We start from the raw sequence: 23,521 nt of genomic DNA on the forward strand, positions 1-23,521 counted from the left end.
GATACAGCCATGATGAAACACGAAAGTATTGAAACTAATGCAGCGTTGTTAATAGTTTTAACACTAGCAGCAATTAGTATCGGTGGATTAGTTGAAATCGTGCCTTTGTTTTATATCGAAGGTACTGTTGAAGACGTAAAAAATGAAGATGGTAAAGACGCTGTTCGTCCTTACACACCTCTAGAGCAACTTGGTCGTGATATTTATACACGTGAAGGTTGTTACACCTGTCATTCACAAATGATCAGACCTTTCCGTGATGAAGCATTGCGTTATGGTCATTATTCATTAGCTGCTGAATCACAGTACGATCATCCATTCCAGTGGGGATCAAAGAGAACAGGACCTGATCTGGCTCGTGTTGGTGGTAAGTATTCAAGTGCTTGGCATACGAAGCATTTGATGGCACCCCGTTCAGTTGTTCCAGAGTCAATCATGCCTAATTACCCATGGTTAACTGATAAGTTAGATTACACCGATGTTCAGGGTAAAATGCGTGCACTAAAAGCAGTAGGTGTTCCTTACTCATTATCTAAAATTGAATTTGAAGCAAATGTAGAAAAATTTGGTGAAGAAGTCGCTAAGAAGTTAGATATCAATGCGGCTGAAGTTAACCTAAAGGCTCAGGCTAAATTAGGTAATTATGATGGTGATCCTGAAAATTTGACTGAAATGGATGCGTTAGTTGCTTACTTGCAGATACTAGGCACGATGATTGATTTCAGCAAACATGATGAAGCTGAGTTTGTGAAGTTCCGCTAGAACTTCACATATCAAAGTAACATAAGGTAATAATCAAATGATGAATGATATTTTCGATTGGTTCATGGTAATGGCAAATAACAAGAGTGTAACGCTTGTGATATTTGTTGTTACTTTCACTGCGATCATAGTTTATGTCTATGGCAGTAAAAAACGCAGTGCACGCCTAGAAGAATATCGAAATATTCCTTTTCTCGATGATGATAACGATATTCATCAGGAAAACGTAACTGGAAGTAAAAAAAGTACAGGTGAAAAATAATTATGTCTGATAACAACTCTGAGCAACATAAGATAACAAAAGATCCAATTACAGGGGCGGAAACAACTGGCCACGTATGGGACGACGATCTTCAAGAGTTTAATAACCCACTTCCACGTTGGTGGTTATGGGCGTTCTACGGAACAATCATATTTACAATCGTTTATTGGGTTATTTACCCAAGTTGGCCTACAGGTCTTGCGAAAGATGGATATATCCCTGGTACGAGTACTTTAACGTTCAAGTCTGACAAGATAGAAGACGGTAAAAGAACGATAGCAGCAGGACCAGAAGTAACGACTCACTGGAATACACGTGCATTGTTAGCAGTTCAAATGCAAACGGATCCTAACGAGTTAAAGCGTCAGGAAATGGTTAAAAAAGTTGCCGCAACACCATTAGATACGGTTGCTAAAGACCCTCAACAAAGTGCTTTCGTTCTGGCTTATGGTAAAGGTATTTTTGGTGATTACTGTGCAGCCTGTCATCAGGCGGGTGGTCAAGGTGTTATCGGACATTATCCAAATATCATCGATGATGCATGGTTATGGGGTAGCGATAGTGCGGATATCGAAACTACTATTCGTAAAGGCAGAAAAGGTAATATGCCTGCTCAGAATACCCTATTAAATCCTGAAGAAATCACAGAAGCTGCTAATTATGTATTGAGTTTATCAGGTGAGCCTGTTGACGCTGGCTTAGCAGCGAAAGGTAAAGTTATATTCGAGACTAAAGGTTGTTCAGGTTGTCATATGCCAACGGGTGTTGGTATGAAGGCTTTGGGTTCAGCTAATCTGACAGACAAAATCTGGACACAAGCTGATGTACCTGGTGCTAAAGATATGGCTGCTAAAGTTACTGCTGTTGAGCATGTTATAGCGAATGGTATTCAACGTGAAATGCCTGCTTGGGAATCACGTTTAAGTAATGATGAAATTAAAGTGTTAGTTGCTTATATTAAATTACTCAGTTCTGAATAGTTTGGCTTAGTAAGAGTTTGGGGTAAGCCTCATACTTTTTAAATATTTACGGCCGGTTTATCCGGCCGTATTTAATTGTAAATAACGTATTAGGTAAAAGTTAGAACCTATTAAATATTATGGCGGATAATAATAATGAGTGATTTTCCTATCCCGGTAGTTGCAGAATCTGTAACTATCCATCCACGTTCTATCAAAGGTCGTTTCAGACTGTTTAAATCTGTAACGCTCTATATGGCGTATCTGGTGTATTTCATTTTGCCATGGATACCGTGGTCGAGACCTGTAGGTGATCCGCAAGCTGTTCTTTTTGATATGACAGCCAGAAAATTCTATATTTTTGGTTTAGTTGTACATGCACAGGATATTTTCTGGTTAGCAGCCCTGTTATTTTTAGCCGCTGTTTTATTGTTCTTTTCAACAGCATTAGTTGGACGTGCCTTTTGTGGTTATTTTTGTTTCCAGACCTTATGGACAGATGCATTTCGCTCTATAGAAAAAATGATTCAGGGCGACAGGGTGAAGCGCATACGCTTAGACAAACTACCTTGGAATGGAGAGAAAATCCTTAAAAAAGGTACAACGCATTTTCTATGGTTATTTCTTGCATTCTGGACGGGCTTATCTTTTATTCTTTATTGGGGTTATGCACCTGATTTGATTGTAAAATTCTTTACGGGACAAGCTTCTTCAGTCGCTTATTTCACTACATTCGGTTTAATGACAACAACGTATATTGCCGCTGGTTTGATGCGTGAGAAAGTATGCCAGCACGTGTGCCCTTACTCTCGTTTTCAGAGTGTGATGATCGACAAAGATACTTTGGTCCCTGCTTACGATCCTGAAAGAGGCGAAGGCACAGCCGGACGAGCAAAACCCGTAAAAGCATTAAAGACACAGGAAGCTAGAAAAGAAGCGGGTGTCGGTGATTGTGTCGATTGCGGCCTATGTGTTCAGGTCTGTCCAGTGGGTATCGATATCCGAGATGGAATGCAATACGCCTGTATTCAATGCGGGTTATGTGTTGATGCCTGTGATTCGATAATGGATGCACGTGGTTGGGATCGTGGACTGATTCGTTACGAATCTGAAAATGGTCTAGAGCACGGTAAAACACACTTCTTCAAGCTGAGAACCTACGGTTATGGCTTAGCCATGATTGGTGCAATAGCATTCTTGATGTGGAGCATGAGTGGTAAAAAGATTGTCGAAAGTACAGCAAGACAAATTAGAAGCCCGTTATATGTTGTTTTATCCGATGGACGTATTATGAATAGATACGAACTTAAGGTAGATAATAAATCAATGTACGATGCAAGCTTTAGCCTGAGTTTAAAAGGTCTTGAAGGTGCAGAAGTAGATATGGGGCAGATTAAAGAAGTATTTTTAAAGCCTGATGAAAAGCAAAGAGTCATGGTTAAGGTCAGAAGAAAACCAGGTGAATCATTGACCAATAATACTGAATTTAAATTTGTTCTTACGCCTAAATCAGGTGAAGTTAAAGAACCGATATATATAGAATCTCAATTTATAACGCCGTAGTGTAACTCCGGCTTATAGTATGGTTTATAGCTATTCGACTGGCAATTTAGATAATAAGCAAGCATGCAATATAGAGTACTAATTAATGAGTAATTACAATCTCGTAGTAACCTTGGGTTTTGGTTCACTACTGGCATTTTTCCTTTTCTTTGTTTTTTACAAAGTCATCCGCTGGGGTGGAAAAATGTCTGCGCTCGCAACAGCTGCATTAATGCTACTAATCTATGTGCCGTTATCGGTTACGCATTGGGTGGGCATCGACGTGTTTGCGATTCACTTTGCTTTCTTTATGATGATTCCCTATGGCCTCGGCATCATTACTGGAGTTCATGAAGAACGACGTTTGATAGAAGGTGAGGAAATTAAACGTGGAATGCATTGGGCGCCAGGAATCATCATTGTATTTTTTATACTATTAGCCACTGTAGATAGCTTTATTATTTCTTCGGCTACAGGTGGTTTAGATACCGGTTTAGCAAAAATACTATTACCTAAAGCAGCGAGTGATGATATTGGCTCAAACATCAGCTCTCAATTTACGGGTGCTGTATCGAATGATCTACAAAACAAAGAAAAGAACTTTGACACTTATGTACTGCAACTACAAAAGCAGCGTGAAAGAGGTTGGAGAGTATCGGGTGGATGGGATAGGTCTCCTATGCTAAATACCAGCACCAATTTTAATTTGATCGTGAAAGACCGTTCGGGTAATGCGATAAGTGATGCAAATGTTACTGCCGAATTTAGGCGCACATCTGATATGAGTTATGATCAGCTATTTACGCTCGTAGAAACAGATAAAGATAATAATGCAGGAAAATACTCAGTGCCTGTTTCCTTACCATTAAAAGGGTGTTGGTCAATGAAAATCCTCGTTACAAAAGGGGAAGACATTCACGAGATCAAAGGGCAGACTGAAGTGTCGTATATAAATGATGGTAAACTTGTCACCCCGGAATGTGCTGAAGGTGAGCCAGATGTGGAACAAAAGCGTTTACGTTAATAGTTTGATCCCTTTGTTAAAAAAGCAGACTATTAAAAAAACGCTTCAAAGTAGGGGGGTGTGTTTATTCACTGGAGTGAACATACTGCCCAGCATGACTATTGCATATCTACGAGTCTGTAAGAATTTACGATCGGTCTTTGTGACGCTTATAAAAAATAGAAAAGACCCCCCCCCACTTATAGCGACTTTTTTAAAATCATTCTCACAACAATCTCTCAATTACGGATAAGCACACTCACGTATGTCACAAGATTGTTTTCACTGTGGACTCCCTGTTCCAAATGGTTCTTCCTATTATGTTGTTATCGACGATAAGCAACAGCCAATGTGTTGCACGGGTTGTAAAGCGGTTGCTGAAGCCATCGTAGAAAACGGACTTACTGATTTTTACAAACACCGTACGACTAACTCCAAAAAAGCAGAAGATTTAATCCCAGAGGAACTCGTTGTTTACGACAATGAGTCCTTACAAAAAAGTTTTGTGCATTCAGAAGACGGCACTATTCGTGAAGCTTCCCTTGTTTTGGAAGGCATTGTTTGTGCCGCCTGTGTCTGGTTAAACGAAAAGCATGTATTGGCGTTACCCGGTGTTATTGAATTCCGCATAAATTATTCAACAAGTCGGGCCAGTTTAAAATGGAATAATGACCAGATTAAACTCAGCGATGTTTTACAAGCAATTGTAGATATTGGCTATAGTGCTCATCCTTTTGATCCTGGTCGTATGGAAACCCTGCAGAAGAAAGAAAAATCCATTGCGCTAAGACGCATTGCGCTCGCTGGTATGGGAATGATGCAGGTGATGATGCCGGCAATTGCCATTTATATTGGTGAAGACACGGATATGTCTGAATCCATGTTGCATTTCTTACGCTGGATTAGTTTGATCATTACAACACCCGTGGTTTTTTATTCATCGCGGGTGTTTTTTACCTCTGCCTGGCGTGATCTAAAGCGACGTCATTTTGGTATGGATGTACCTGTTTCTATTGCCATTGGTAGTGCCTATCTGGCAAGTATCTGGGCTACGGTCACCAATACTGGTGAAGTGTATTTTGATTCGGTTGTGATGTTTACCTTCTTTTTGTTGCTGGGACGCTTCTTTGAGATGGGAGTTAGGCACAAGGCCGGGCAGGTGGCTGATGCCTTAGTAAGACTGGTGCCACAAACAGCCACCCGTTTAGAAAAAGATGAGCAGGGTAATGAAATCCAGAATGTAATCGCTGCGAATGAATTATCACTGGATGATAGAGTGATTATTAAGCCCGGCGAGACAATACCAGCGGATGGTAAAGTCGTCGAAGGATCGAGCAGTGTCAATGAATCGCTACTCACCGGCGAGAATATGCCACTACAAAAACAGATCGGTGATGAGCTTATCGGTGGTACCCTGAATGTAGAAAGCCCATTGACCATGCAGGTCATGAAGTTGGGCGATAGCACTATGCTGTCTTCTATCATCCGTTTACTGGATAGAGCTCAAAGTGAAAAACCTAATCTGGCAAAGTTTGCCGATAAAGGTGCCGCCTGGTTTGTACTGGCATTACTCGCTGTCGCTTTAGTGGTTTTTATCGCATGGTGGTTTATAGATCCATCACGTGCCTTCTGGGTAGCTTTATCTGTACTGGTGATTACGTGCCCTTGCGCTCTGTCATTGGCGACTCCAGCCGCTTTAACGGCAACAACGGGAAATCTGACACAAAAAGGCGTGCTCACCACCCGCGGCCATGCACTGGAAACACTAAGTAAAGTCACACACGTGATTTTCGACAAAACAGGCACATTGACACATGGGAGACATCAACTCCTTGGTATTGATGTGCTGGGTGAGAGTAATGAAACACGATGCAAACAATTAGCGGCAGGACTGGAAGTGGCATCCGAACACCCTTTGGCGAAAGCTCTTTCAGAAATTAGTAGTAGCCATCAGGTATTCGAAAACTTGTCTGCGGTATCGGGTAAGGGCGTGGTTGGATTTCATCAAGGTGAAGAGTATCGCTTAGGTTCTTATCACTATGTAAGTCAGTTAGCTAAGCATGATTTGCAAGACAGCAAGTTAGATAACGTTATAGATACTCCCATTTCTACCGTCTATTTAGGCAAGCAAGGTCATTGGTTGACGGCTTTCCATCTGCAGGATGAGGTACGAGAAGAATCAAAGTCTGCCATACAATCATTACTACAAGCTGGCATCGATGTGAGTCTTCTTAGCGGCGACAATGAAGCCGCGGTAAAGTCAGTGGCAGAAACACTCGGTATTAAAAACTATCAGGCGAAATTACTACCCGCTGATAAGCTCAATCATGTGCAAGCTTTGCAAGCAAAAGGTGAAGTGATAGCGATGGTTGGTGATGGTGTGAATGATGCGCCAGTGCTTGCCACAGCTAATGTGTCAATCGCTATGGGTAAAGGCTCGCAGCTGGCTCAAGCCAGTGCAGATATGATTTTATTGAGTGAGGACCTGAATCAGATTCCAGCGTCGATAAGCTTGTCTAAGCGCATGCAAACCGTTATCCATCAGAATTTTAGTTGGGCGATTATCTATAATGTTATTGCAGTACCAATTGCAGCCATGGGTTTTATTACACCCTGGATGGCAGCAATTGGTATGTCTATGAGTTCGCTATTGGTTGTGTTAAATGCATTACGACTCAAGTAAGAAATTATGCAGGTTTCTTCCAGCGTAATTTCTTTTCGATAGAAGTAATCACCATACCAGCGATGTCTTTGCCAGTCGCTGTTTCAATACCTTCCAGACCCGGTGAAGAATTCACTTCTAAAAGCAAAGGTCCTTTCGAGGAACGGATAATATCTACACCTGCTACTTTCAAACCCAATGTTTTAGCCGCATCAAGTGCTAGCTTGCGTTCTTCCTGACTAATGCGAACAACCGATGCGGTGCCGCCTAGGTGCAAATTAGCTCTAAACTCGCCCGGTGCTGCCTCGCGCTGGATGGTGGCAACCACTTTGTTGTCGATGACAAAGCAACGAAGATCTTTACCGTCGGCTTCTTTAACAAACTCTTGTACCAGTAAATTGGCATGCAGTGCTTTAAAGGCGTTGATAACACTCTCTGCGGCTTTGCGTGTTTCAGCCAAGACCACGCCGCTGCCTTGCGTACCTTCTAGCAACTTAACAATTAATGGTGCGCCACCCACCATATCAATAAGATCACTGGTATCAATAGGAGAATTTGCAAAACCTGTGGTTGGTATATTCAAACCTTTTTTAATCAGCAATTGTAGCGAAAATAATTTGTCGCGTGATTGTGTAATCGCGGTCGATGTATTGGTAGTGTAAATCCCCATACTTTCGAATTGACGTGCTAAGGCACAGCCATAAAATGTCATGCTAGGTCGGATACGGGTAATTACAGCATCCAGATCATTGAGCAAACGTCCACCACGATAATGAATTTCTGGTTCTTCAGCATCCATTTTCATGTAACAGTGACGCATATTCAAAAAAGTCACTTGATGGCCATGCTCGGCAGCGGCTTCCATCAATCGTTGATTACTATATAACTTAGGATTGCTTGCCAATATGCCAATTTTAAGGCCGTCTTGAGGCTGCTCATGGCTGCCATAATGTGCTTTTAGTTGGTCCTTACTGATAAGACCCAGATTACAACTTTCCGCAGGATCAACCAGCATACGGTGACGCATCGCTTCACGTCCCAATAGCATGCGATAACCCATTGAATCACGGTTGGTCAGGGTTAACTCTACATCCCAGGAATGTTCGCCGGCACTTAACTGAGTACTGATAACATAACGTTTTTCAGTTGTTCCATTGGAGCTTTTGATATTTCTTCTGTCGACGACAGCGGCTTCACAACGTACCACAGTTCGTCTGTTGTTTTGTAGTGGATGAACTTCAAAGGTTACCCAGGGCGTACCATTACGCTTAAAGGTACTGATGTTATCAGCGTGTAACGATGATGTTTTAGCACCCGAATCTACGCGTGCTTTAATTGCTGGAATGCCTAAACTAGGAAAGCCAAGCCATTCTTCACTTCCTACAATTATTTTTTCATCCATCTATGAATCCTTTATTTAGCGTTTATATTGTATGTTTGGGTAAGGGTAAACTTTAATTTATCACTTAAGAATAGCGTTAAATTATTAATAAATCATGAAAATTTATTTGTGGCTTAGATACACTCTGCGAATAGTTTCTGCATAGTCTCTAGGCCTAAACTTCGTGTTAATTCGATATTACGTTCAGGGATGTTTTCAGGGTTAGGGTAACTCTCTAATACTTTCTCTAAACTTGCTTCACGAAGAATATGTAGCATCGGGTAGGGCGAGCGATTGGTGTAATTACTTGGGTCGTTTTCATCAGAATCAGCAAATAGATATTGAGGGTGAAAACTGGCTAACTGATAAATGCCCTCATAACCTTGTTTATGCATTAAGGCATCTGCTATCTCTACAAAATCGAGGTAATCATCAAAGTCTGAAAGTGAATCAGGAAATATTAACAGGGCTGTTTCGATAGATGCATCATTGTCGAGCTTTTCACAATTGATGATCAGTTGTTCCAGCTGTTGTTCTGTTTGCTTTGCTTCGTCGTTTTGTTGGATGAGTTCGTAATGGATTGTATTATTGACGAATTCGCGTTTGGCAAACGGACAAATTGAATGTTCTATGATAACCGTATTTAGCCAGTTTTTGGTGTGTGTAATGGCTTCGGTTTTTGTATCTGATGTGGGTTTAGTAGTCATCTCTGTATTGTAAAGACACCCCCCCACTTATAGCGAGTTTTTTGTTATCTGTTTTTAGATTAAGTGTTTTAATTCACTTGCTGGATGACTTTCTGAGTGATTTACTGGATGACTTGCTTAATAACTCAATTGAAGTATTGAGGGTTACAGCGTTCGTACTAAATGGGTGCGGTCGAGTAGGGCGCCGTATTCTAATAATATATTAACCGCTTCATTGTTACCTTGGTTGATAGCAAAGGTTAACGGCGACGTGTTGTCACTAGAATGGGTATTAGCATCCGCACCTTGTTCTAATAAATACTTGATCATATTGTTGTTTGCCGTACGCACCGCGCAGTTTAATGCGGTTTCTTTAAAATGATCCTCAAGTTCAATATCGGCGTCATGATTCAACAGTAATTTCACCATATTCATATTGTTCACGATAATGGCAAAGTGCAGCGGTGACTGACCTCTAATAAGAAAATTCACGTCATAAGAAGATTCAACGATCACCTTTAAGGTATCAAAAATATTATTTTCGATTAAGGTGACGATGAGTATTTGCTGGTGTATTTCACTGAGTTGATAAAACTTAGTGAGTATTTCATTTCTATTGGTATGGGTGTCGTATATTGAAATGATTTCTTCAATATAATCGTACAGGGTGATTTCAGTATCATCATTATGATGCCCGACAGTCTCTGTATGTACTTTCGGAGAAGTTAATGGCTTAAGCAATTTAAGCGTAGATGCTAAAGATGGGAATTTCATAATCAGTGGTTTATTGTTCTTCTTTTACTTTTAAAACGGTTGTGTTGTTAATACAAAGAGTGAAATTCATTGTAAAACACCGTTACTGAACTGATCGTTAATGAGCGAGTAAATATTTATGTATTCTCGCTAATAAGCCACCCCCCTACTTATAGGCATATTTTTGCGGACATATATGTAGATAGGATGAATTCTTTGACTTCAAGGAAAAGCGATTAAGTTTTCGAAATAATCACGTTGTCTTTTTTCGCCTTTTTAATCATGTCGATGATTTCCTTATTCTTAAACTTAAGCGCAAGATCTAACGCTGTTTGACCTTTTTTATTTTTGATTGATAGATCTACATCCTGTTTTAGCAGGTATTCCAGTGTATCTCTTTTTTTGCCCTTAACAGCCATCATCACCATAGTCCAACCACTGTTTGTGGTTTTATGGATATCTGCACCTTTTGAAATTAACAATTTAAGTGTATCCAATGAATGGTGTCGAGCTGTTGATAGCGCTGCCGTCCAGCCAGTTTTATTTTGAATATCAACGTTTGCACCCTGATCTATAAAATATCTGATGACGTTTTTATGTCCCCAGCCAGCCGCTCTCATCAGTGGCGTGTCTTGTTTATCTGTGGCAAGCGCATGAATATCTGCGCCTTGTTTGTGTAAGTGTTTTATAACCTCTAAACGACCATGTCTTGCCGCCAAATGTAATGCTGTTGAACCATTTTTGTCACGCGCATGAACATCAACGCCATTCTTAAGCAACATTCTGACAACTTCATAATCGCCTTTGCTACTGGCTTTTAATAATACATCTTGTGGGTTTTTAACAAGGCTCAATAACTCTTTTACGGTACTGCTATGACTATAATGAGCTGCCAGCCAAAGTGGATCATGTTTGAATTTGTTAGTACGTTCCAGGTTTGCGCCTGAGGCTAAAAGAATCTTTACAATGTCTGTGTGGCCATTGGCAGCTGCAGTCATTAACGGCGTGTTTTTTGATTTTTCAGTGGGTAGCTCTATATCAGCAGAATGTTTTAATAATTGTGTGACAACGTCGGTATTGCCTTTGTTGCTGGCTAACGAAAGTGGACTCCAGCCATTATTGGAGCGCGAATCGACATCGATGCCATTATCAATCAGATAGTCAACAAGATGGGGATGATTGTAATTAGCCGCATAATGTAGCAAAGTCCAACCATTCTTCTGTTGTTTTATATGTAGATTAGCGTCGTGTTTAATCAGTAATTCTATGGCCTCTTTATTGCCTTTATACGCAGCTGTAGTGAGCGGTGAAGAGCCACTTTTACCAACGGTGTTTACATCTGCTCCCTGCCCAATCAGGTATTTAAGCATCTCCATGTCATCCGTTCTGACTGCACTTTTTAAAGCGCTTTCCTGATCTTGATCTTTAAGTTCGAGGTCTGCACTGTTTTTTACCAGTACTTTAACCGCATCCAGATTTTTATCTGCTATTGCAACATGTAGCGGTGATTTTCCGGTGTAAAGATAGTTAATATCAAATCCGGATTTAATGATGGTATCTAATAAGTCAGAGCGTTTGAGTCTTATTAATGCAAAGAAAATAATTTTTTGATTAGATGGGTGAAGTTTATTGAATCTATTGAGTAGTGCAGTCTCTTCACTTTTGTCTGATTCCATTGTTAGAAAATCTTTAACGATAGAGCGGGAATTACTCTCTGCATGAGAAGCAATAGGCAAAGCAAGTAACAGAGAAGATAGGCTGATCGTTAGAAACAATGGTATGTTTTTCATGGATTTTTATTATTTTGTATATGAGGTGTTTTAAATAATAAAGGAAAAACAGGGTGTTATGAAATCTATAAGATAAGAGGTGTCTTAGGAAATTATTACATTTATTGTTATACACCCCCCTACTTATAGGCGGTTTTTACAGGTGTTTTTTATTTGTAACTATCAATCACTCGCTGAAAACCTTTATTCAGAGAAACGCTTTCAAAAGCCTGTTCTAATCGTTTGATCAATGTAATAGGAACAGACTTTTTGGAAAAACCAAAATAAACCTGATTTGTGTTTATAACGAATGGGTCTACTTTATATTCCCCGGTTTTCATTAATTCGATTTCGGCAGATACACCACTGTAGTTCTGTCTTAATATCCCAATGATTCTACCTAGTTTAAGCTTTTTAACGTTGTTTTCCTGAGAGTATGTTTTCTCAAACTTATCAGCAAAAACGGGGTCATTTTCTATTTTATCTTTAAAGGCTTTGCCAAAATATGCCCCATGCTGAATGCCAATTTTACCGGGTAAGTTTTTGATGTCATCCAGAGATTGAATCTCTGTATTGACTGACTTTTTTAATAAAAGCTGAATGGTTTCATTGTTATGTGGACCAATAAAGTGGATGTATTCTTTTCTTTCTTCCGTAATTGACATATTCATCATCATATCAACCTGGCCTGATTTCATTAATTCTAGTGACCGTGCCCAATTGATATTCTCAAAATGTACGTCGCAATTTGCTTCTTTGAGTAATTCTTTTGTTAAATCTATGGTTAAACCAACCCATTGTTTAGATTCGTCTTGATAAAATAGTGGAGGGATTTGCGTGACACGTGCATTGATATTGCACGTTTCTGCTTTGACTGCAGTGCTGCTAAAAAATATAAAAACAACTATAAGTACATTAACTATACTCATAACCTGTTTCATACTATTTACCCCTGTATTCGTCGCTGATTTAATGAAAGAGTCAGATAAAAGTTTACGTTAGTCATTACACGTTGATACATATTTGTATTTGTTGATGTGCAATATAAGTTTTTGAAATAGAACTGGCAAGATAAAACCCCTTTAACGTTTTAAGGAGAGTAGGGGCGACAAATAGTTCAGAATAGTTTAACTCTAGCTTTTGTTCTGTCCTTATTGTGGTTTCCTTGTGGTTTTGTTCCGGTTTCGTTTGAACGCATTGGAAAAAATAGCTGTTATTTTATTGTTATTTCCATATCAGTTAGGAAGCGAAATAAGTATGTGATCTAAGCTTGGTAATGATAGCTGCACAACTATAGCTATTAGGTGTCTCGGTTTAATAATACACCCCCCTACTTATAGGCACTTTTTTAAAACTATATAACTGATAACTCTGAAACAGGGTGGTTATAGATATTTATTTGTAGCTTTCAATGACTCTATGAAATTCTTTATTATTTATGGCTCTGTCATAGGCTTCGTTTAATTTACTGAGAATTTCAGGCAATACAGATTTTTTGGAGAAGCCAAAATATACTTCATTATGATGAATTATATACGGGTGAACCTTGTATTCATTACTGTTAAGTAGATCTTTCTGTGCTGATACACCGCTATAGTTTTGACCCAAAATTCCTATTATTCTGTCAGATTTTAATTTATTCAGATTAAATTCCTGTGAGAAGACCACTTCAAATTTACTGTTAAATTCAGAATCATCTCTCAGTTTTTCATGAAATTCTTTTCCGTAAAAAGAGCCTTGCTGATATCCAACAATTCCGGGTAACTTTTTAAAATCCTCTAAAGAATTAATATCTATGGTTATATTCTTTTTCGTTAATAGCTGAGCCGTTTCGATGTTTTGCGGGCCGATAAAATGAATGAATTGTTCTCTGTCATTCGTTTTAGATAGATTCATCATCATATCAATGCCACCATTTTCCATTAAGTCTAATGATCGCGCCCAGCTTATCGATTCAAAATCTCCCTTACAACCGGCTTCATTGAGTAAAACATTTGCTAAATCTACTGTTAAACCAGCCCATTCTCCTGAATCGTTTTTATAATATAAGGGAGGAATATTAGTGACTCGTGCTTTTAAAATACATGATTCGGCACTTGCTGAAGAAGTGTTGCTGATAGAGAAAAACAAGATGACAAGCGAAATAATGACGCTGGTACTTAAGCTTTGTCTCACGCGCTTCTCCTTCTTGAAAGGTCTTGGATGAATTATTAGTGTTATTTTTTTGTAATCAAAGTTTTAACTAATATCTTTTAATATCACTAAAATAATTCATCCAATATAACAGAAGTACACTTTTTCAAATTAACTTAAGTCAAGTAAATCGCCTATTAATAGGGACTAATAGGGACGTAGGAGTATTAATTAGTTTAATTGAACGCGTTGCCCCCAGGGAACTTCTCCTTTGCCTTTAACTAACCATACTACAGGGTAACTAGGCTCATTTGGAAAACTACCCTGTGCATCGGTGAAATAAACCACGCAACCCGGTTGGTTATCTTGTTGATGTGCCCAGTTAAATACTGGTCTAAAATCTGTAGAACCACCACCAGCTATGGTTTCTGGCAAGGTGACTTCTTCCCACGGCTCAAAGACTCTAGGAAAGCCATCCGCGATAGCTGAATCACATGCTATCAGTGTTATTTTCGCGCGCATTTGACCTTTAATGGCATTAATCTCAGAGAGGCATTCGAGTAGTTCTTTATCGCTGACAGAACCGCTCACGTCTAGTGCAACTAATACATTAATCTCTGAACTCCGCAAGGTTGGAAAAATAGCAGGATCACCACGACGTGTTGAAGGTCGTGTATAGCTATAATCATCACGCGCCATCGCTGTCATGTATCTCGCGAGTAACATGCGCCACGGTAAGTTTGGTTGCAATAATGTTTCAACCAGACGTTTCATCACGCCACTTAATTTACCCGCCTGTTGCGCTTGTTGCGCAGCACCTGCCATGCGTTGCTGCCATTGGATACTGAGTTCTTCAGCTTCTTGTTGATCTAATGGCGGTGGCGGAGCTTCAGCACCTCCTGCATTTTCATCAAATTCCTGTTGGCCGCTTCCTTCTGGGTCTTTATCTTTATCACCTGAACTTCCGCCGCCAGACTTATCCTGGGTTGATTTCTCTTCTGGCGGTTTTGTACCTTCCTCTGTGTGATCTAGTGGGTTATCGCTGCTGTCTTGACCACCTTCACTAAACTGATCTTCCTTGTCATATAGATGTTGATCGAGCGTATCGCTCATATCGTTATCGGCTATCAAAGGATAAATTTCTTCCGCCGTCATCCCTTCGTATTCTTTAAGATGCAGAGTACCAGGTGGAGGTGTGAGACCTTCGGCTAATAGAATAGGATTGATCGCATAATCACAGGCGAGATCCCAGCGATGTTTGATACGATGTTCACGACGCGCGAAATGTGACAGTGCGCAGTGTAATGCTTCATGTGCGAGAATGAATTGTGTTTCAGCAGGGTTTAAAGCATCAATAAAATCAGGGTTGTAATAGAACTTGCGTGCATCTGTTCCTGTGGTGGCACACCATGCAGGATCAGCCGCCTGTAGAGGTAAGCGCAACACCAGAGCGCCAAGAAATGGCTTGTCGAGAATTAATTTAGTACGGGCTGCACTAAGCTTGTTTTCAATTGACTTTGAGTCGTGATCTTCCATGTTTGAATTGCTTAATCGTACAGCATAATATCGCCAATCGAACTTGCCCATTGACTAAATTCAGGAACTGAAAATAATTCATCGCCGACTGCGCGTAACATATCGGATACCAGCATCACGCCCATTTCTTTTTGTCTGAAGGCTTTGGCGTAATTTAATATATTGCCAAAGACCTCAGAGGCATTACCGCTCTCTTTTGCTTTGATTGCTCGACCCACTAAAGCACTAGCGACCGCGTATTGTAGATCGATTTCCTTTGGTGCTTTAACGTCTTCTCCCGTTAAAATAGCATCAAGGTCTGGCATCTGGTCCATACTGTCGATAAATGCTTTTAACTCGATGCCAGCAGCAGGGCCAACACAGGCTTGTAAGGTGCCGAGCAGTACTTGAGGTGAGTCTGAAAACTTAATCAACGCATTATTTGCAAACTGCCATGAACGTGGTGATGGAAATGCAACGGGGTTATGTGCCGGGTCAAAATCAAATAATAACTCTGGGCGAAAGCGTAAAAAGGCGATGATTTTTTCACTGATGTCATTTTTGTATGCCCAGGCCACCCAATCATCCAGATTCACATCCACTTCATAGTGAGAGAAGCGATTCGCTAGTGGTGAAGGCATGGTGTACGTCACACCGCGATCGCCTTGGCGGTTGCCGGCAGCAAAAATAGCCCAGCCTTCGGGTACTTCGTATTCACCTAATCGTCTATCCAAAATCAGCTGATAAGCTGCTGCAGAAACACTCGGTACGGCAGAAGTGATTTCATCCAGAAACAAAATCCCTTTTTCACCATGTTTCTCAATACTTGGTAACATCGAAGGAATTGCCCATTCGACGTTACCACTTAAATCATCACGAAAAGGTATGCCGCGAAGGTCACTGGGTTCCATTTGAGACAAACGTATATCGATTACCGAAACGTTTTGGCGTTTACCAATTTGCGCAATCAGATCAGATTTACCTACTCCCGGAGGACCCCATAACATTACAGGTGTATGGCTGCCATCCTGTGCTCCTATAAATTCTTTATCTAATACAGTGTTTAACAAAGCAGGGCGCATAAACTTGAGTAACTCGATTTTAGTCAATTAGTCATAGTAGTGTAGTCAATCAGATAGTGCTTGAACACTTCTCTTAAGCAATAGATTCTATTGTTGCTCTCTATGTTGCAACATAGATTGCGCTTAATGTTGTCCTTGATTAAAACCAAAGATATAAATTAAGGGATATATGCAGGCAATCTTAAAATAAGTAAGATAATGATAACTGAATAATCTGGAAATATTATGTCTGAGGAAGTGGAACACTTCACCAAGGAGAAACGCGTACTGGTAGCCATGCGTAAAACGCTATCCAGCATTGTCAAAGATGTTACACCATCCAGTTCTGCCATTAAATCGCCACTCACCGAAGCTACTATTGAAGACATAAAAATGTGTTTTGGATTGATTGCTGCGCGCGAGCAAGAGATTGCCAAAGAGGCGGGTATTGAATTGAATGAAAAACCGCATTTTACAGATGAGGCAGTGACATCTAATGTTGTATCTCTGGATTCTTTAAAGATAACTACAACTAAATTACAGTCTTCCAATGCACCGCCATTAAAAGCACAGCCATCAAAAGAACAGCCAGCCAAAGTTCAGGCATCAAAAGCAAAGCCAGTAAAAACCAGAAAAAAAATAAACCGTTATGAAATAGATCCTAGTGAAGAAGGTTTTGAATAATGGCGCAAAAAACCTACAGTGATTATTCAAACGATGAGATGTTGCAATTAACCCAAGGTGTGATTAGTTATCTGGATGGTTGGCAGCTTTCAACTGAGCAGATGTTGGCAGTTCTTGGTTTGGGAGATCTTGTCAAAAGTCGTCATATCCAGGGGTTTCGTATGGGAGAAAGAGTTTTCCCGGAAAGCAGTGAACTGATGATCCGAATTGATCATATTATTGGTATTGCTGATGCGCTTCGCACCACTTATCCCTTTAGCGATAAAATGCGTTTAATGTGGTTACGCAAACCACACCGACGTTTTCGTAAAAACACCCCGCTTGCCGTTATTATGTCGGATGATTCACCGAATGGATTGCTGAAAGTACGTATGGAAGTAGACTGTGCCTATGGTTATGCTATTTCAGAAGCTATGCAGGATGCAGCGAAAAAATCTTAATGTGTATCTAAGCGATGCTAGATAATTGCTTTAGATAAGAGACATAGCGAAACACCCTGTGAGATAATCTCCTATCTAATGATATGAGTTTCACGCATGAATCAGGAAGAAATATTAGCACTCGATGCCAAACACCTATGGCATCCTTATACGAGTTTTTCTAAACCCACCCCCGTACTTTCGGTCGCTTCTACTCAAGGTGTTCATCTTGAATTGACTGATGGAAGAAAACTTATCGATGGCATGTCGTCCTGGTGGTCTACCATTCATGGTTACAATCATCCTGTTTTGAATCAGGCGATCATTGATCAAAGCCAAAAAATGTCGCACGTTATGTTTGGCGGTTTGACCCACGAACCTGCGGTGACATTAGGCAAAAAGCTCGTTGATATCACCTGTGACAATTTACAACATGTGTTTCTGGCAGATTCTGGCTCAGTCGCGGTGGAAGTCGCTATAAAGATGGCGCTTCAATATTGTTTTGCCCAAGGCCAAACGCAAAAAACCAAGCTACTCACTGCAAGAAACGGTTACTACGGCGATACCTTTGGTGGCATGGCAGTGTGTGATCCCGTTAATGGCATGCACGAAATGTTTACAGGCGTATTACCTCAACACATTTTTGCCGCAGCACCGCAGACTCTAACTGAGAGTGGCGAAGAAGTTATCTGGAAGCCTGAATTCATTAATGACTTCAAAACCAAGCTTGAACAAAATCATGAGCAGATAGCCGCAGTAATCATAGAACCGATGGTACAAAACGCGGGTGGTATGCGTTTCTATCACGCGGAATATTTACAAGCTGTTCGACAACTTTGCGACCAATACGACGTGTTATTAATTCTCGATGAAATTGCTACGGGCTTCGGTCGAACTGGAACACTATTTGCTTACGAGCAAGCCAATATCCAACCCGATATTTTAACTGTCGGTAAAGCACTTACAGGAGGCACGATGACACTAGCCGCCACACTAACATCCCGTAAAGTAGTGGATGGCATTGAAGCAGACGGTAAAGGTCTATTAATGCATGGGCCAACTTTTATGGGTAATCCACTTGCTTGTAGTGTCGCCAATGCCAGTATTGAGCTGTTATTAAGCTCACCATGGAGAGATAGAGTTAAAGCAATATCAGCACAACTTAAAGCCGAACTATTGCTTTGTATTCAATTAGACTGTGTGAAAGAAGTCCGGGTTAAAGGGGCGATTGGTGTCGTTGAATTGCACGAGCCGTTAGATACAACATGGTCACAACCACGCTTTACAGAAAAAGGCGTTTGGTTAAGACCGTTTGGTAAATTGGTGTATTTGATGCCCGCTTATATTATGGAATCGTCTACGCTTAGAGTTTTGACTTCTGCTATATATGACGTGCTTAGTGAATGGCAAAAAGAAAAAAACGCCTGTAAGTAGGGGGGTGATATAAATCGAGGGTGCTAATAAACAGAGGATGCTAGTAAACAGATGGGTGACTTTACATAAAATTACAATCCAAAACCGTATTCCGCGCGTATATTTAACTATACTAAGGTAAATATTGTTTAATTTTAGATACTTAAATCAATATTCAAGTTATAAAATTCCATGAAGCCCCCAAGGATGGATAAAATGTATAAGCTCGGCATAGTAGTTATTTTTGCATTTCTCGTTAATGGTTGTACCTCTGCACCCCCGTATTCAGAAGCTGGATATGTTACCTCTGGTTCGTCTACTTATTATCGTCCGTATTACGATACGTATTATTCTGATTATGATTATATCGGTTACGATCCATATTACTTTAACCGATACCCGAATCGTTATACGCGTTCTTACACGACTCGTTATCACGGACACAAAAATAAGAACTACAATAAACACCGCAATCGTAACCACGTTAAGCGTAATCATAATCGTGTGAAAAATGGACAGCCAAATCGAGTGCGAGGTGGCAACCCGAACCGTGTACGTAACGGGCATCCAAATAGAGTCAAAGGTGGACAGCCTCATAAGATGAGAACTGGTGGTGTAAAGCGCAATCACAGCCATCGTAACCGTGCGTCAAATTCTAATCGAAACAGAGCCAGTTCTTCTGGTAATAGAAGACCATCGAACTTCTTTAAAAAAACCGCCCATAACCGGGGGGGTGGAAAATAGAGTTTAAGTCTTTGGTTTTGACTTTATCTATTTTCTGCTATTAATCACTTTCTATATGTCTCTATATAGACTTATAGAATCTATCGATTAATCTTTATAAAGCTTTGGGTTAAAGGTATCTCGCAAGAAGTCACCTAGCAGATTAATTACGATTACCAGCAGGATTAAAAAGGCGCCAGGTATCAAGGTGATCCACCATGATCCTGAAAACAAATACTGCTTCCCAATGCTGATCAACGATCCAAGGCTGGGTTCGGTTACCGGCATTCCTAATCCGAGGAATGAAAGGCTGGCTTCGGTAATAATCGCATTGGCAATCTGCACCGTTGAGATTACAAATATTGGCGAGAGACAGTTAGGCAGAATGTGTTTAAACATGATTCTGATTGGACTGAAACCCATCACTTTAGCGGCATCTACGTATTCTTTTTCCTTTTCTGCGAGCACACTGGAACGAACCGTTCTGGCTATTTGTGGCCACTCTGCGAGACCAATGATTAAAATCAGTATCACCATTGCCCATTGATTGAACGCGTCGCTACCAAAGGCGCTTTGAACGATAGCCAGAATAATAATGGCAACCATCAAAGTAGAAAAAGACAACTGCACATCTGCAATACGCATTAGTAAATTATCTGTTCTACCGCCGACATAACCGGCAACAAGACCAATCGTAATTCCGATGACTCCCTGTAATAACACCGCAAGAATGCCAATCATCAAAGAAACGCGCATTCCATAAAGTATGGTGCTCCATAGATCTCGGCCTTGATCGTCTGTACCTAAGAGGAATCGAGGATCACCACCTTGTTGCCAAACGGGAGGTAATTCCGAATCCATGATATCCAGAATCTGCAAATCGTAAGGGTTATAAGGCGCTACTAAAGGCGAAAGTATCGCGAGTAAAATCAGAATCAGAAAAATAATAGAACTGATGATTGCCAGTTTATCGCGCTTGAAATGATAGAAAAAATCAGAGGCCAGAAAGCGCTGAAATTTTGTGTTTTTGCTGGTCGTATTAATCATTATTTACTTTTACCCAATAAATTAACCGTTGGGTTGATGACGCCGTAGAGTAAATCCACCAGCGTATTAACAACAACAAATAGAAAGCCTACAAACATGATGTAAGCGACGATCAGGGGAATATCAGAACGATTTACCGCCTCTAAAAACATAAAGCCCATACCTGGCCATTGAAACACTGATTCTGTCAGAATCGTATAAGCGACCATAATGCCGATTTGAACACCGCCAACCGTAATCACAGGTAACATGGTATTTTTTAAGGCATGTTTGAAATAGATTTTGCCTGCTTTCAAGCCTTTTGCCTTGGCAAATTTGACGTATTCAGAACTTAACACCTCGAGCATTTCGGCTCTGACCAAGCGAATAAACAGTGGCAACATGATGGATGATAAGGCGATAGCAGGCATGATGATATGCAGAATGCCGTCTTTGGTGAGGAAATTCGTTTCCCAATATCCAAACAGGTGAACGGTTTCGCCACGGCCAAAAGATGGCATCCAGCCGAGTTTCACGGAGAATATGTAGATTAGGGCAAGTGCCGTAAGGAACACCGGTATAGATATGCCCACGATACTCACCGCCATAATAAATTTACTAAACCAGTGTTTGGGTTTGATGGCGGAAAATACACCCAGTGGAATAGAGAGAAAAATAATAATAAGCGACGCTGCAAAGGTAAGTTCCAGTGTCGCGGGTAATTTCTTTAAGATTACTGTCATGGTCGGTAATTTATGGAAATAGGATGTCCCTAAATCACCGTGCAGTGCATCTTTGATAAAGCGTCCATACTGGACTAGGAATGGGTCATTCAATCCCATTTCATCACGCATGACTTCTCTTTCTGCTTCCGAAACTGACTGTCCTGTCATTTCTCGTAACGGGTCACCTAATTTATCTTTAATAGAAAAACTCAGGAGGCTAATGATTAGCATCACAACGATGGCTTGTAAAAAACGTTTAAGCAAAAATTGCAGCATAGTAGGGCGCGAATATTATTAGTGTAGTTAATAAAAAGCTGGGTAAGGTTTAAGCCTGTACCCAGCATTTAGTCATTAATTGTAAAAATTAATGGAGTAGTGTAGTAAAACTAGTCAATAGCAAGATCGCCAATGTAAGGGAAGTTCATTGCATTAACGATAGGCTTGATGTTTACACCTTTACGTGAAGCCCATGCAAGATTTTGCCAATGTAGCGGGATAAACGCAGCGTCATCGTAAATTTGCTTTTCGATAGACTGCAGCATTGCAGCACGCTTGGCATCATCTGTTTCTTTATTCGCTTTCATCGTTGTTTCATCAACCATTTTGCTACTGTAATTTCCAGAGTTATACGCACCCATACCTGTTTCTTTGTTCGGTGTCATAGCCAGGAATTCATAGAAGTTTGCACTATCTTCAGTATCAGAATGCCAACCGATCATTAACATATCAGCTGCGCGTTTATCAAACTCAGGCCAGTACTGTGCTTTTGGCATAGTCTTAAGGTCAACTTTGATATTGATTTTAGATAGCATCGCAGCAACCGCTTGCGCGATTTTTTCATCGTTTACATAACGGTTGTTAGGAGCCATCATAGTTACGGTGAAACCATCTGGGTAGCCAGACTCACTCATCAGTTGCTTTGCTTTTTCCAGATTAAAACGAGGCTTAAGGCTTTCGTTGTGACCTAGGTAACCTTTAGGGCTCATTTGTGAAGCCGTTGTCGCAAAACCTTTCATGATCTTTTGCACAATACCTTCATTGTTTACAGCGTAAGCCATTGCCTGACGTACTTTCTGGTCTTTAAACTCTTCACGACGTTCCTGATTAAGCTGGAAAGTAATTACTCGAGTACCTGCCATTGTTACTAATTGCACTTTGTCATTAGCTTCGATCTGTCCAAACTCGTTAGGAGCAACAGGTGCGATAAAGTCAACGTCACCAGATAATAGTGCCGCAACACGAGTCTGGTTGTCTTTAATCGGGGTCATTACTACTTGGCTTACATTGCCTTTAGAGTCTTTATCCCAGTAATCAGCAAAACGATCAAACACAACTTTAACGCCTTGCTCACGTGAAGTTACTTTGAAAGGTCCCGTGCCAGATGTATGCGTAGACGCATAAGAAGCACCATCTTTAACGATTTCTGCTTTGTCTTTCCCGTTCTCATCTTTACCTGCGTAGAACTTACTATCCATTGGGAAGATATAAGTCGCCGTGTGCATAACAAGTGGGTAAGGGCCATCAGTAACGAGATCGATTGTATTGTCATCAATAACGTTTAAGGCTTTAAAGTTCGAGAAAATACCTTTGAAGTCTTTACTTGTTTTAAGACGATCAAACGTCCATTTAAAATCAGCAGCTGTTAGTGTATTGCCTGAATGGAATTTAACCCCTTCACGTAATTTAAAGCGTACTGTATTTTCATCCGTACGTTCCCATGATGTTGCTAAACGTGGTTCAAACGATAAATCCTGCGCCCAACGCACGAGTGGGTCATGCGTCATGTGTGAGAGCTGTAACATACCGCCAGATAACTGTTCATGAATATCTAAACTTACAGGGTCAGCGTCATACGCTAATTTAAGTGTTTTAGCAGTAGCTGGGTTTAGTACGAGTAAACTTGTCAGGAGAAGTCCGCTGACTTTTCCGATAAAACCAAGTTGTTTCTTCATTTTTTAACTCCCTATTTATTTTTAAATAATGTTTTTAATCATTCTAAAAACTTAATCGTATTTTAGACTTCATGAGTTTAGTACAGATTTA

The 23,521-nt window shown here is 40.4% G+C and carries 21 protein-coding genes; 10 read left to right on the forward strand and 11 right to left on the reverse strand.

Annotated features, from left to right (window positions below):
• The first annotated feature begins 9 nt into the window (after positions 1-9).
• The 6 genes from ccoO (at position 10) to OO007_RS07845 (ending at position 7,211) form a co-directional block, all read left to right on the forward strand.
• Positions 10-762: a cytochrome-c oxidase, cbb3-type subunit II gene (ccoO, locus tag OO007_RS07820; RefSeq protein WP_243651526.1), complete on the forward strand. Its 753-nt coding sequence runs from the start codon at positions 10-12 to the stop codon at positions 760-762.
• A 37-nt stretch (positions 763-799) separates the two neighbouring features.
• A complete protein-coding gene (locus OO007_RS07825) occupies positions 800-1,024 on the forward strand; it encodes a cbb3-type cytochrome oxidase subunit 3 (RefSeq protein ID WP_131905321.1) in 225 nt (74 codons plus the stop codon).
• Positions 1,025-1,026: 2 nt separating this feature from the next.
• Positions 1,027-2,004, forward strand: coding sequence for a c-type cytochrome (locus OO007_RS07830; protein WP_325808376.1), 978 nt, complete (start codon positions 1,027-1,029; stop codon positions 2,002-2,004).
• A gap of 135 nt (positions 2,005-2,139) precedes the next feature.
• Positions 2,140-3,546: a cytochrome c oxidase accessory protein CcoG gene (gene ccoG, locus OO007_RS07835; RefSeq protein WP_325808377.1), complete on the forward strand. Its 1,407-nt coding sequence runs from the start codon at positions 2,140-2,142 to the stop codon at positions 3,544-3,546.
• Positions 3,547-3,631: 85 nt separating this feature from the next.
• Positions 3,632-4,549, forward strand: a complete 918-nt coding sequence (locus OO007_RS07840; RefSeq protein WP_325808378.1) for a FixH family protein — start codon at positions 3,632-3,634, stop codon at positions 4,547-4,549.
• Between the two features lie 244 nt (positions 4,550-4,793).
• Positions 4,794-7,211, forward strand: a complete 2,418-nt coding sequence (locus OO007_RS07845) for a heavy metal translocating P-type ATPase (RefSeq protein WP_325808379.1) — start codon at positions 4,794-4,796, stop codon at positions 7,209-7,211.
• Positions 7,212-7,215: 4 nt separating this feature from the next.
• Here OO007_RS07845 and rimK read toward each other — a convergent pair whose 3' ends face one another.
• The 8 genes from rimK to OO007_RS07890 all read right to left on the reverse strand — a co-directional run bounded on the left by rimK (position 7,216) and on the right by OO007_RS07890 (position 16,536).
• Positions 7,216-8,592: a 30S ribosomal protein S6--L-glutamate ligase gene (rimK, locus tag OO007_RS07850; RefSeq protein WP_442784335.1), complete on the reverse strand. Its 1,377-nt coding sequence runs from the start codon at positions 8,590-8,592 to the stop codon at positions 7,216-7,218.
• 113 nt (positions 8,593-8,705) lie between these two features.
• On the reverse strand, positions 8,706-9,278 hold the full coding sequence (locus OO007_RS07860; RefSeq protein ID WP_325808380.1) for a DUF1415 domain-containing protein: 573 nt from the start codon (positions 9,276-9,278) through the stop codon (positions 8,706-8,708).
• 144 nt (positions 9,279-9,422) lie between these two features.
• Positions 9,423-10,031, reverse strand: coding sequence for an ankyrin repeat domain-containing protein (locus tag OO007_RS07865; RefSeq protein WP_325808381.1), 609 nt, complete (start codon positions 10,029-10,031; stop codon positions 9,423-9,425).
• A 215-nt stretch (positions 10,032-10,246) separates the two neighbouring features.
• Complete coding sequence (locus OO007_RS07870; protein ID WP_325808382.1) at positions 10,247-11,800, reverse strand: ankyrin repeat domain-containing protein; 1,554 nt, start codon at positions 11,798-11,800, stop codon at positions 10,247-10,249.
• A gap of 149 nt (positions 11,801-11,949) precedes the next feature.
• Positions 11,950-12,708, reverse strand: coding sequence for a substrate-binding periplasmic protein (locus OO007_RS07875; protein WP_325808383.1), 759 nt, complete (start codon positions 12,706-12,708; stop codon positions 11,950-11,952).
• A 466-nt stretch (positions 12,709-13,174) separates the two neighbouring features.
• The gene (locus OO007_RS07880) at positions 13,175-13,954 is read right to left on the reverse strand and encodes a substrate-binding periplasmic protein (RefSeq protein WP_325808384.1); all 780 of its coding nucleotides are present in this window, start codon (positions 13,952-13,954) and stop codon (positions 13,175-13,177) included.
• Between the two features lie 189 nt (positions 13,955-14,143).
• Positions 14,144-15,448 (reverse strand): vWA domain-containing protein, encoded by a 1,305-nt coding sequence (locus OO007_RS07885; RefSeq protein WP_325808385.1) that lies wholly within the window; start codon positions 15,446-15,448, stop codon positions 14,144-14,146.
• Positions 15,449-15,459: 11 nt separating this feature from the next.
• Positions 15,460-16,536, reverse strand: coding sequence for a MoxR family ATPase (locus tag OO007_RS07890; protein ID WP_325808386.1), 1,077 nt, complete (start codon positions 16,534-16,536; stop codon positions 15,460-15,462).
• Between the two features lie 198 nt (positions 16,537-16,734).
• On the opposite strand from OO007_RS07890, the gene OO007_RS07895 reads away from it, so the two are divergent.
• From OO007_RS07895 to OO007_RS07910, 4 genes are all read left to right on the forward strand, one after another.
• Entirely contained in the window at positions 16,735-17,172 is a 438-nt protein-coding gene (locus OO007_RS07895; protein ID WP_325808387.1) for a hypothetical protein, read from the forward strand.
• A complete protein-coding gene (locus tag OO007_RS07900; protein WP_325808388.1) occupies positions 17,172-17,612 on the forward strand; it encodes a DUF2384 domain-containing protein in 441 nt (146 codons plus the stop codon). Before OO007_RS07895 ends, OO007_RS07900 begins: the two co-directional genes overlap by 1 nt.
• A 96-nt stretch (positions 17,613-17,708) precedes the next feature.
• Complete coding sequence (bioA, locus tag OO007_RS07905) at positions 17,709-19,025, forward strand: adenosylmethionine--8-amino-7-oxononanoate transaminase (RefSeq protein WP_325808389.1); 1,317 nt, start codon at positions 17,709-17,711, stop codon at positions 19,023-19,025.
• Between the two features lie 195 nt (positions 19,026-19,220).
• A complete protein-coding gene (locus OO007_RS07910; RefSeq protein WP_325808390.1) occupies positions 19,221-19,748 on the forward strand; it encodes a hypothetical protein in 528 nt (175 codons plus the stop codon).
• Between the two features lie 87 nt (positions 19,749-19,835).
• Here the strand turns inward: OO007_RS07910 and OO007_RS07915 are convergent, their stop codons facing one another.
• The 3 genes from OO007_RS07915 to OO007_RS07925 all read right to left on the reverse strand — a co-directional run bounded on the left by OO007_RS07915 (position 19,836) and on the right by OO007_RS07925 (position 23,430).
• Complete coding sequence (locus OO007_RS07915; protein ID WP_325808391.1) at positions 19,836-20,774, reverse strand: ABC transporter permease; 939 nt, start codon at positions 20,772-20,774, stop codon at positions 19,836-19,838.
• Positions 20,774-21,742, reverse strand: coding sequence for an ABC transporter permease (locus tag OO007_RS07920; protein ID WP_207907003.1), 969 nt, complete (start codon positions 21,740-21,742; stop codon positions 20,774-20,776). Before OO007_RS07920 ends, OO007_RS07915 begins: the two co-directional genes overlap by 1 nt.
• 122 nt (positions 21,743-21,864) lie before the next feature.
• Positions 21,865-23,430 (reverse strand): ABC transporter substrate-binding protein, encoded by a 1,566-nt coding sequence (locus OO007_RS07925; protein WP_131905303.1) that lies wholly within the window; start codon positions 23,428-23,430, stop codon positions 21,865-21,867.
• Positions 23,431-23,521: the final 91 nt, after the last annotated feature.

It is taken from the genome of Cocleimonas sp. KMM 6892, from assembly GCF_035798195.1.
Classification (GTDB): domain Bacteria; phylum Pseudomonadota; class Gammaproteobacteria; order Thiotrichales; family Thiotrichaceae; genus Cocleimonas; species Cocleimonas flava.

Bases quoted from the DNA above. Each gene is read 5' to 3' on its own strand.
- OO007_RS07865 (WP_325808381.1), bottom strand. From the start codon at position 10,031: ATGAAATTCCCATCTTTAGCATCTACGCTTAAATTGCTTAAGCCATTA.
- OO007_RS07825 (WP_131905321.1), top strand. From the start codon at position 800: ATGATGAATGATATTTTCGATTGGTTCATGGTAATGGCAAATAACAAG.
- OO007_RS07845 (WP_325808379.1), top strand. From the start codon at position 4,794: ATGTCACAAGATTGTTTTCACTGTGGACTCCCTGTTCCAAATGGTTCT.
- OO007_RS07925 (WP_131905303.1), bottom strand. From the start codon at position 23,430: ATGAAGAAACAACTTGGTTTTATCGGAAAAGTCAGCGGACTTCTCCTG.
- OO007_RS07870 (WP_325808382.1), bottom strand. From the start codon at position 11,800: ATGAAAAACATACCATTGTTTCTAACGATCAGCCTATCTTCTCTGTTA.
- OO007_RS07915 (WP_325808391.1), bottom strand. From the start codon at position 20,774: ATGATTAATACGACCAGCAAAAACACAAAATTTCAGCGCTTTCTGGCC.
- OO007_RS07860 (WP_325808380.1), bottom strand. From the start codon at position 9,278: ATGACTACTAAACCCACATCAGATACAAAAACCGAAGCCATTACACAC.
- OO007_RS07910 (WP_325808390.1), top strand. From the start codon at position 19,221: ATGTATAAGCTCGGCATAGTAGTTATTTTTGCATTTCTCGTTAATGGT.
- rimK (WP_442784335.1), bottom strand. From the start codon at position 8,592: ATGGATGAAAAAATAATTGTAGGAAGTGAAGAATGGCTTGGCTTTCCT.
- ccoG (WP_325808377.1), top strand. From the start codon at position 2,140: ATGAGTGATTTTCCTATCCCGGTAGTTGCAGAATCTGTAACTATCCAT.
- OO007_RS07900 (WP_325808388.1), top strand. From the start codon at position 17,172: ATGGCGCAAAAAACCTACAGTGATTATTCAAACGATGAGATGTTGCAA.
- OO007_RS07895 (WP_325808387.1), top strand. From the start codon at position 16,735: ATGTCTGAGGAAGTGGAACACTTCACCAAGGAGAAACGCGTACTGGTA.
- bioA (WP_325808389.1), top strand. From the start codon at position 17,709: ATGAATCAGGAAGAAATATTAGCACTCGATGCCAAACACCTATGGCAT.
- OO007_RS07840 (WP_325808378.1), top strand. From the start codon at position 3,632: ATGAGTAATTACAATCTCGTAGTAACCTTGGGTTTTGGTTCACTACTG.
- OO007_RS07875 (WP_325808383.1), bottom strand. From the start codon at position 12,708: ATGAGTATAGTTAATGTACTTATAGTTGTTTTTATATTTTTTAGCAGC.
- OO007_RS07830 (WP_325808376.1), top strand. From the start codon at position 1,027: ATGTCTGATAACAACTCTGAGCAACATAAGATAACAAAAGATCCAATT.
- ccoO (WP_243651526.1), top strand. From the start codon at position 10: ATGATGAAACACGAAAGTATTGAAACTAATGCAGCGTTGTTAATAGTT.
- OO007_RS07885 (WP_325808385.1), bottom strand. From the start codon at position 15,448: ATGGAAGATCACGACTCAAAGTCAATTGAAAACAAGCTTAGTGCAGCC.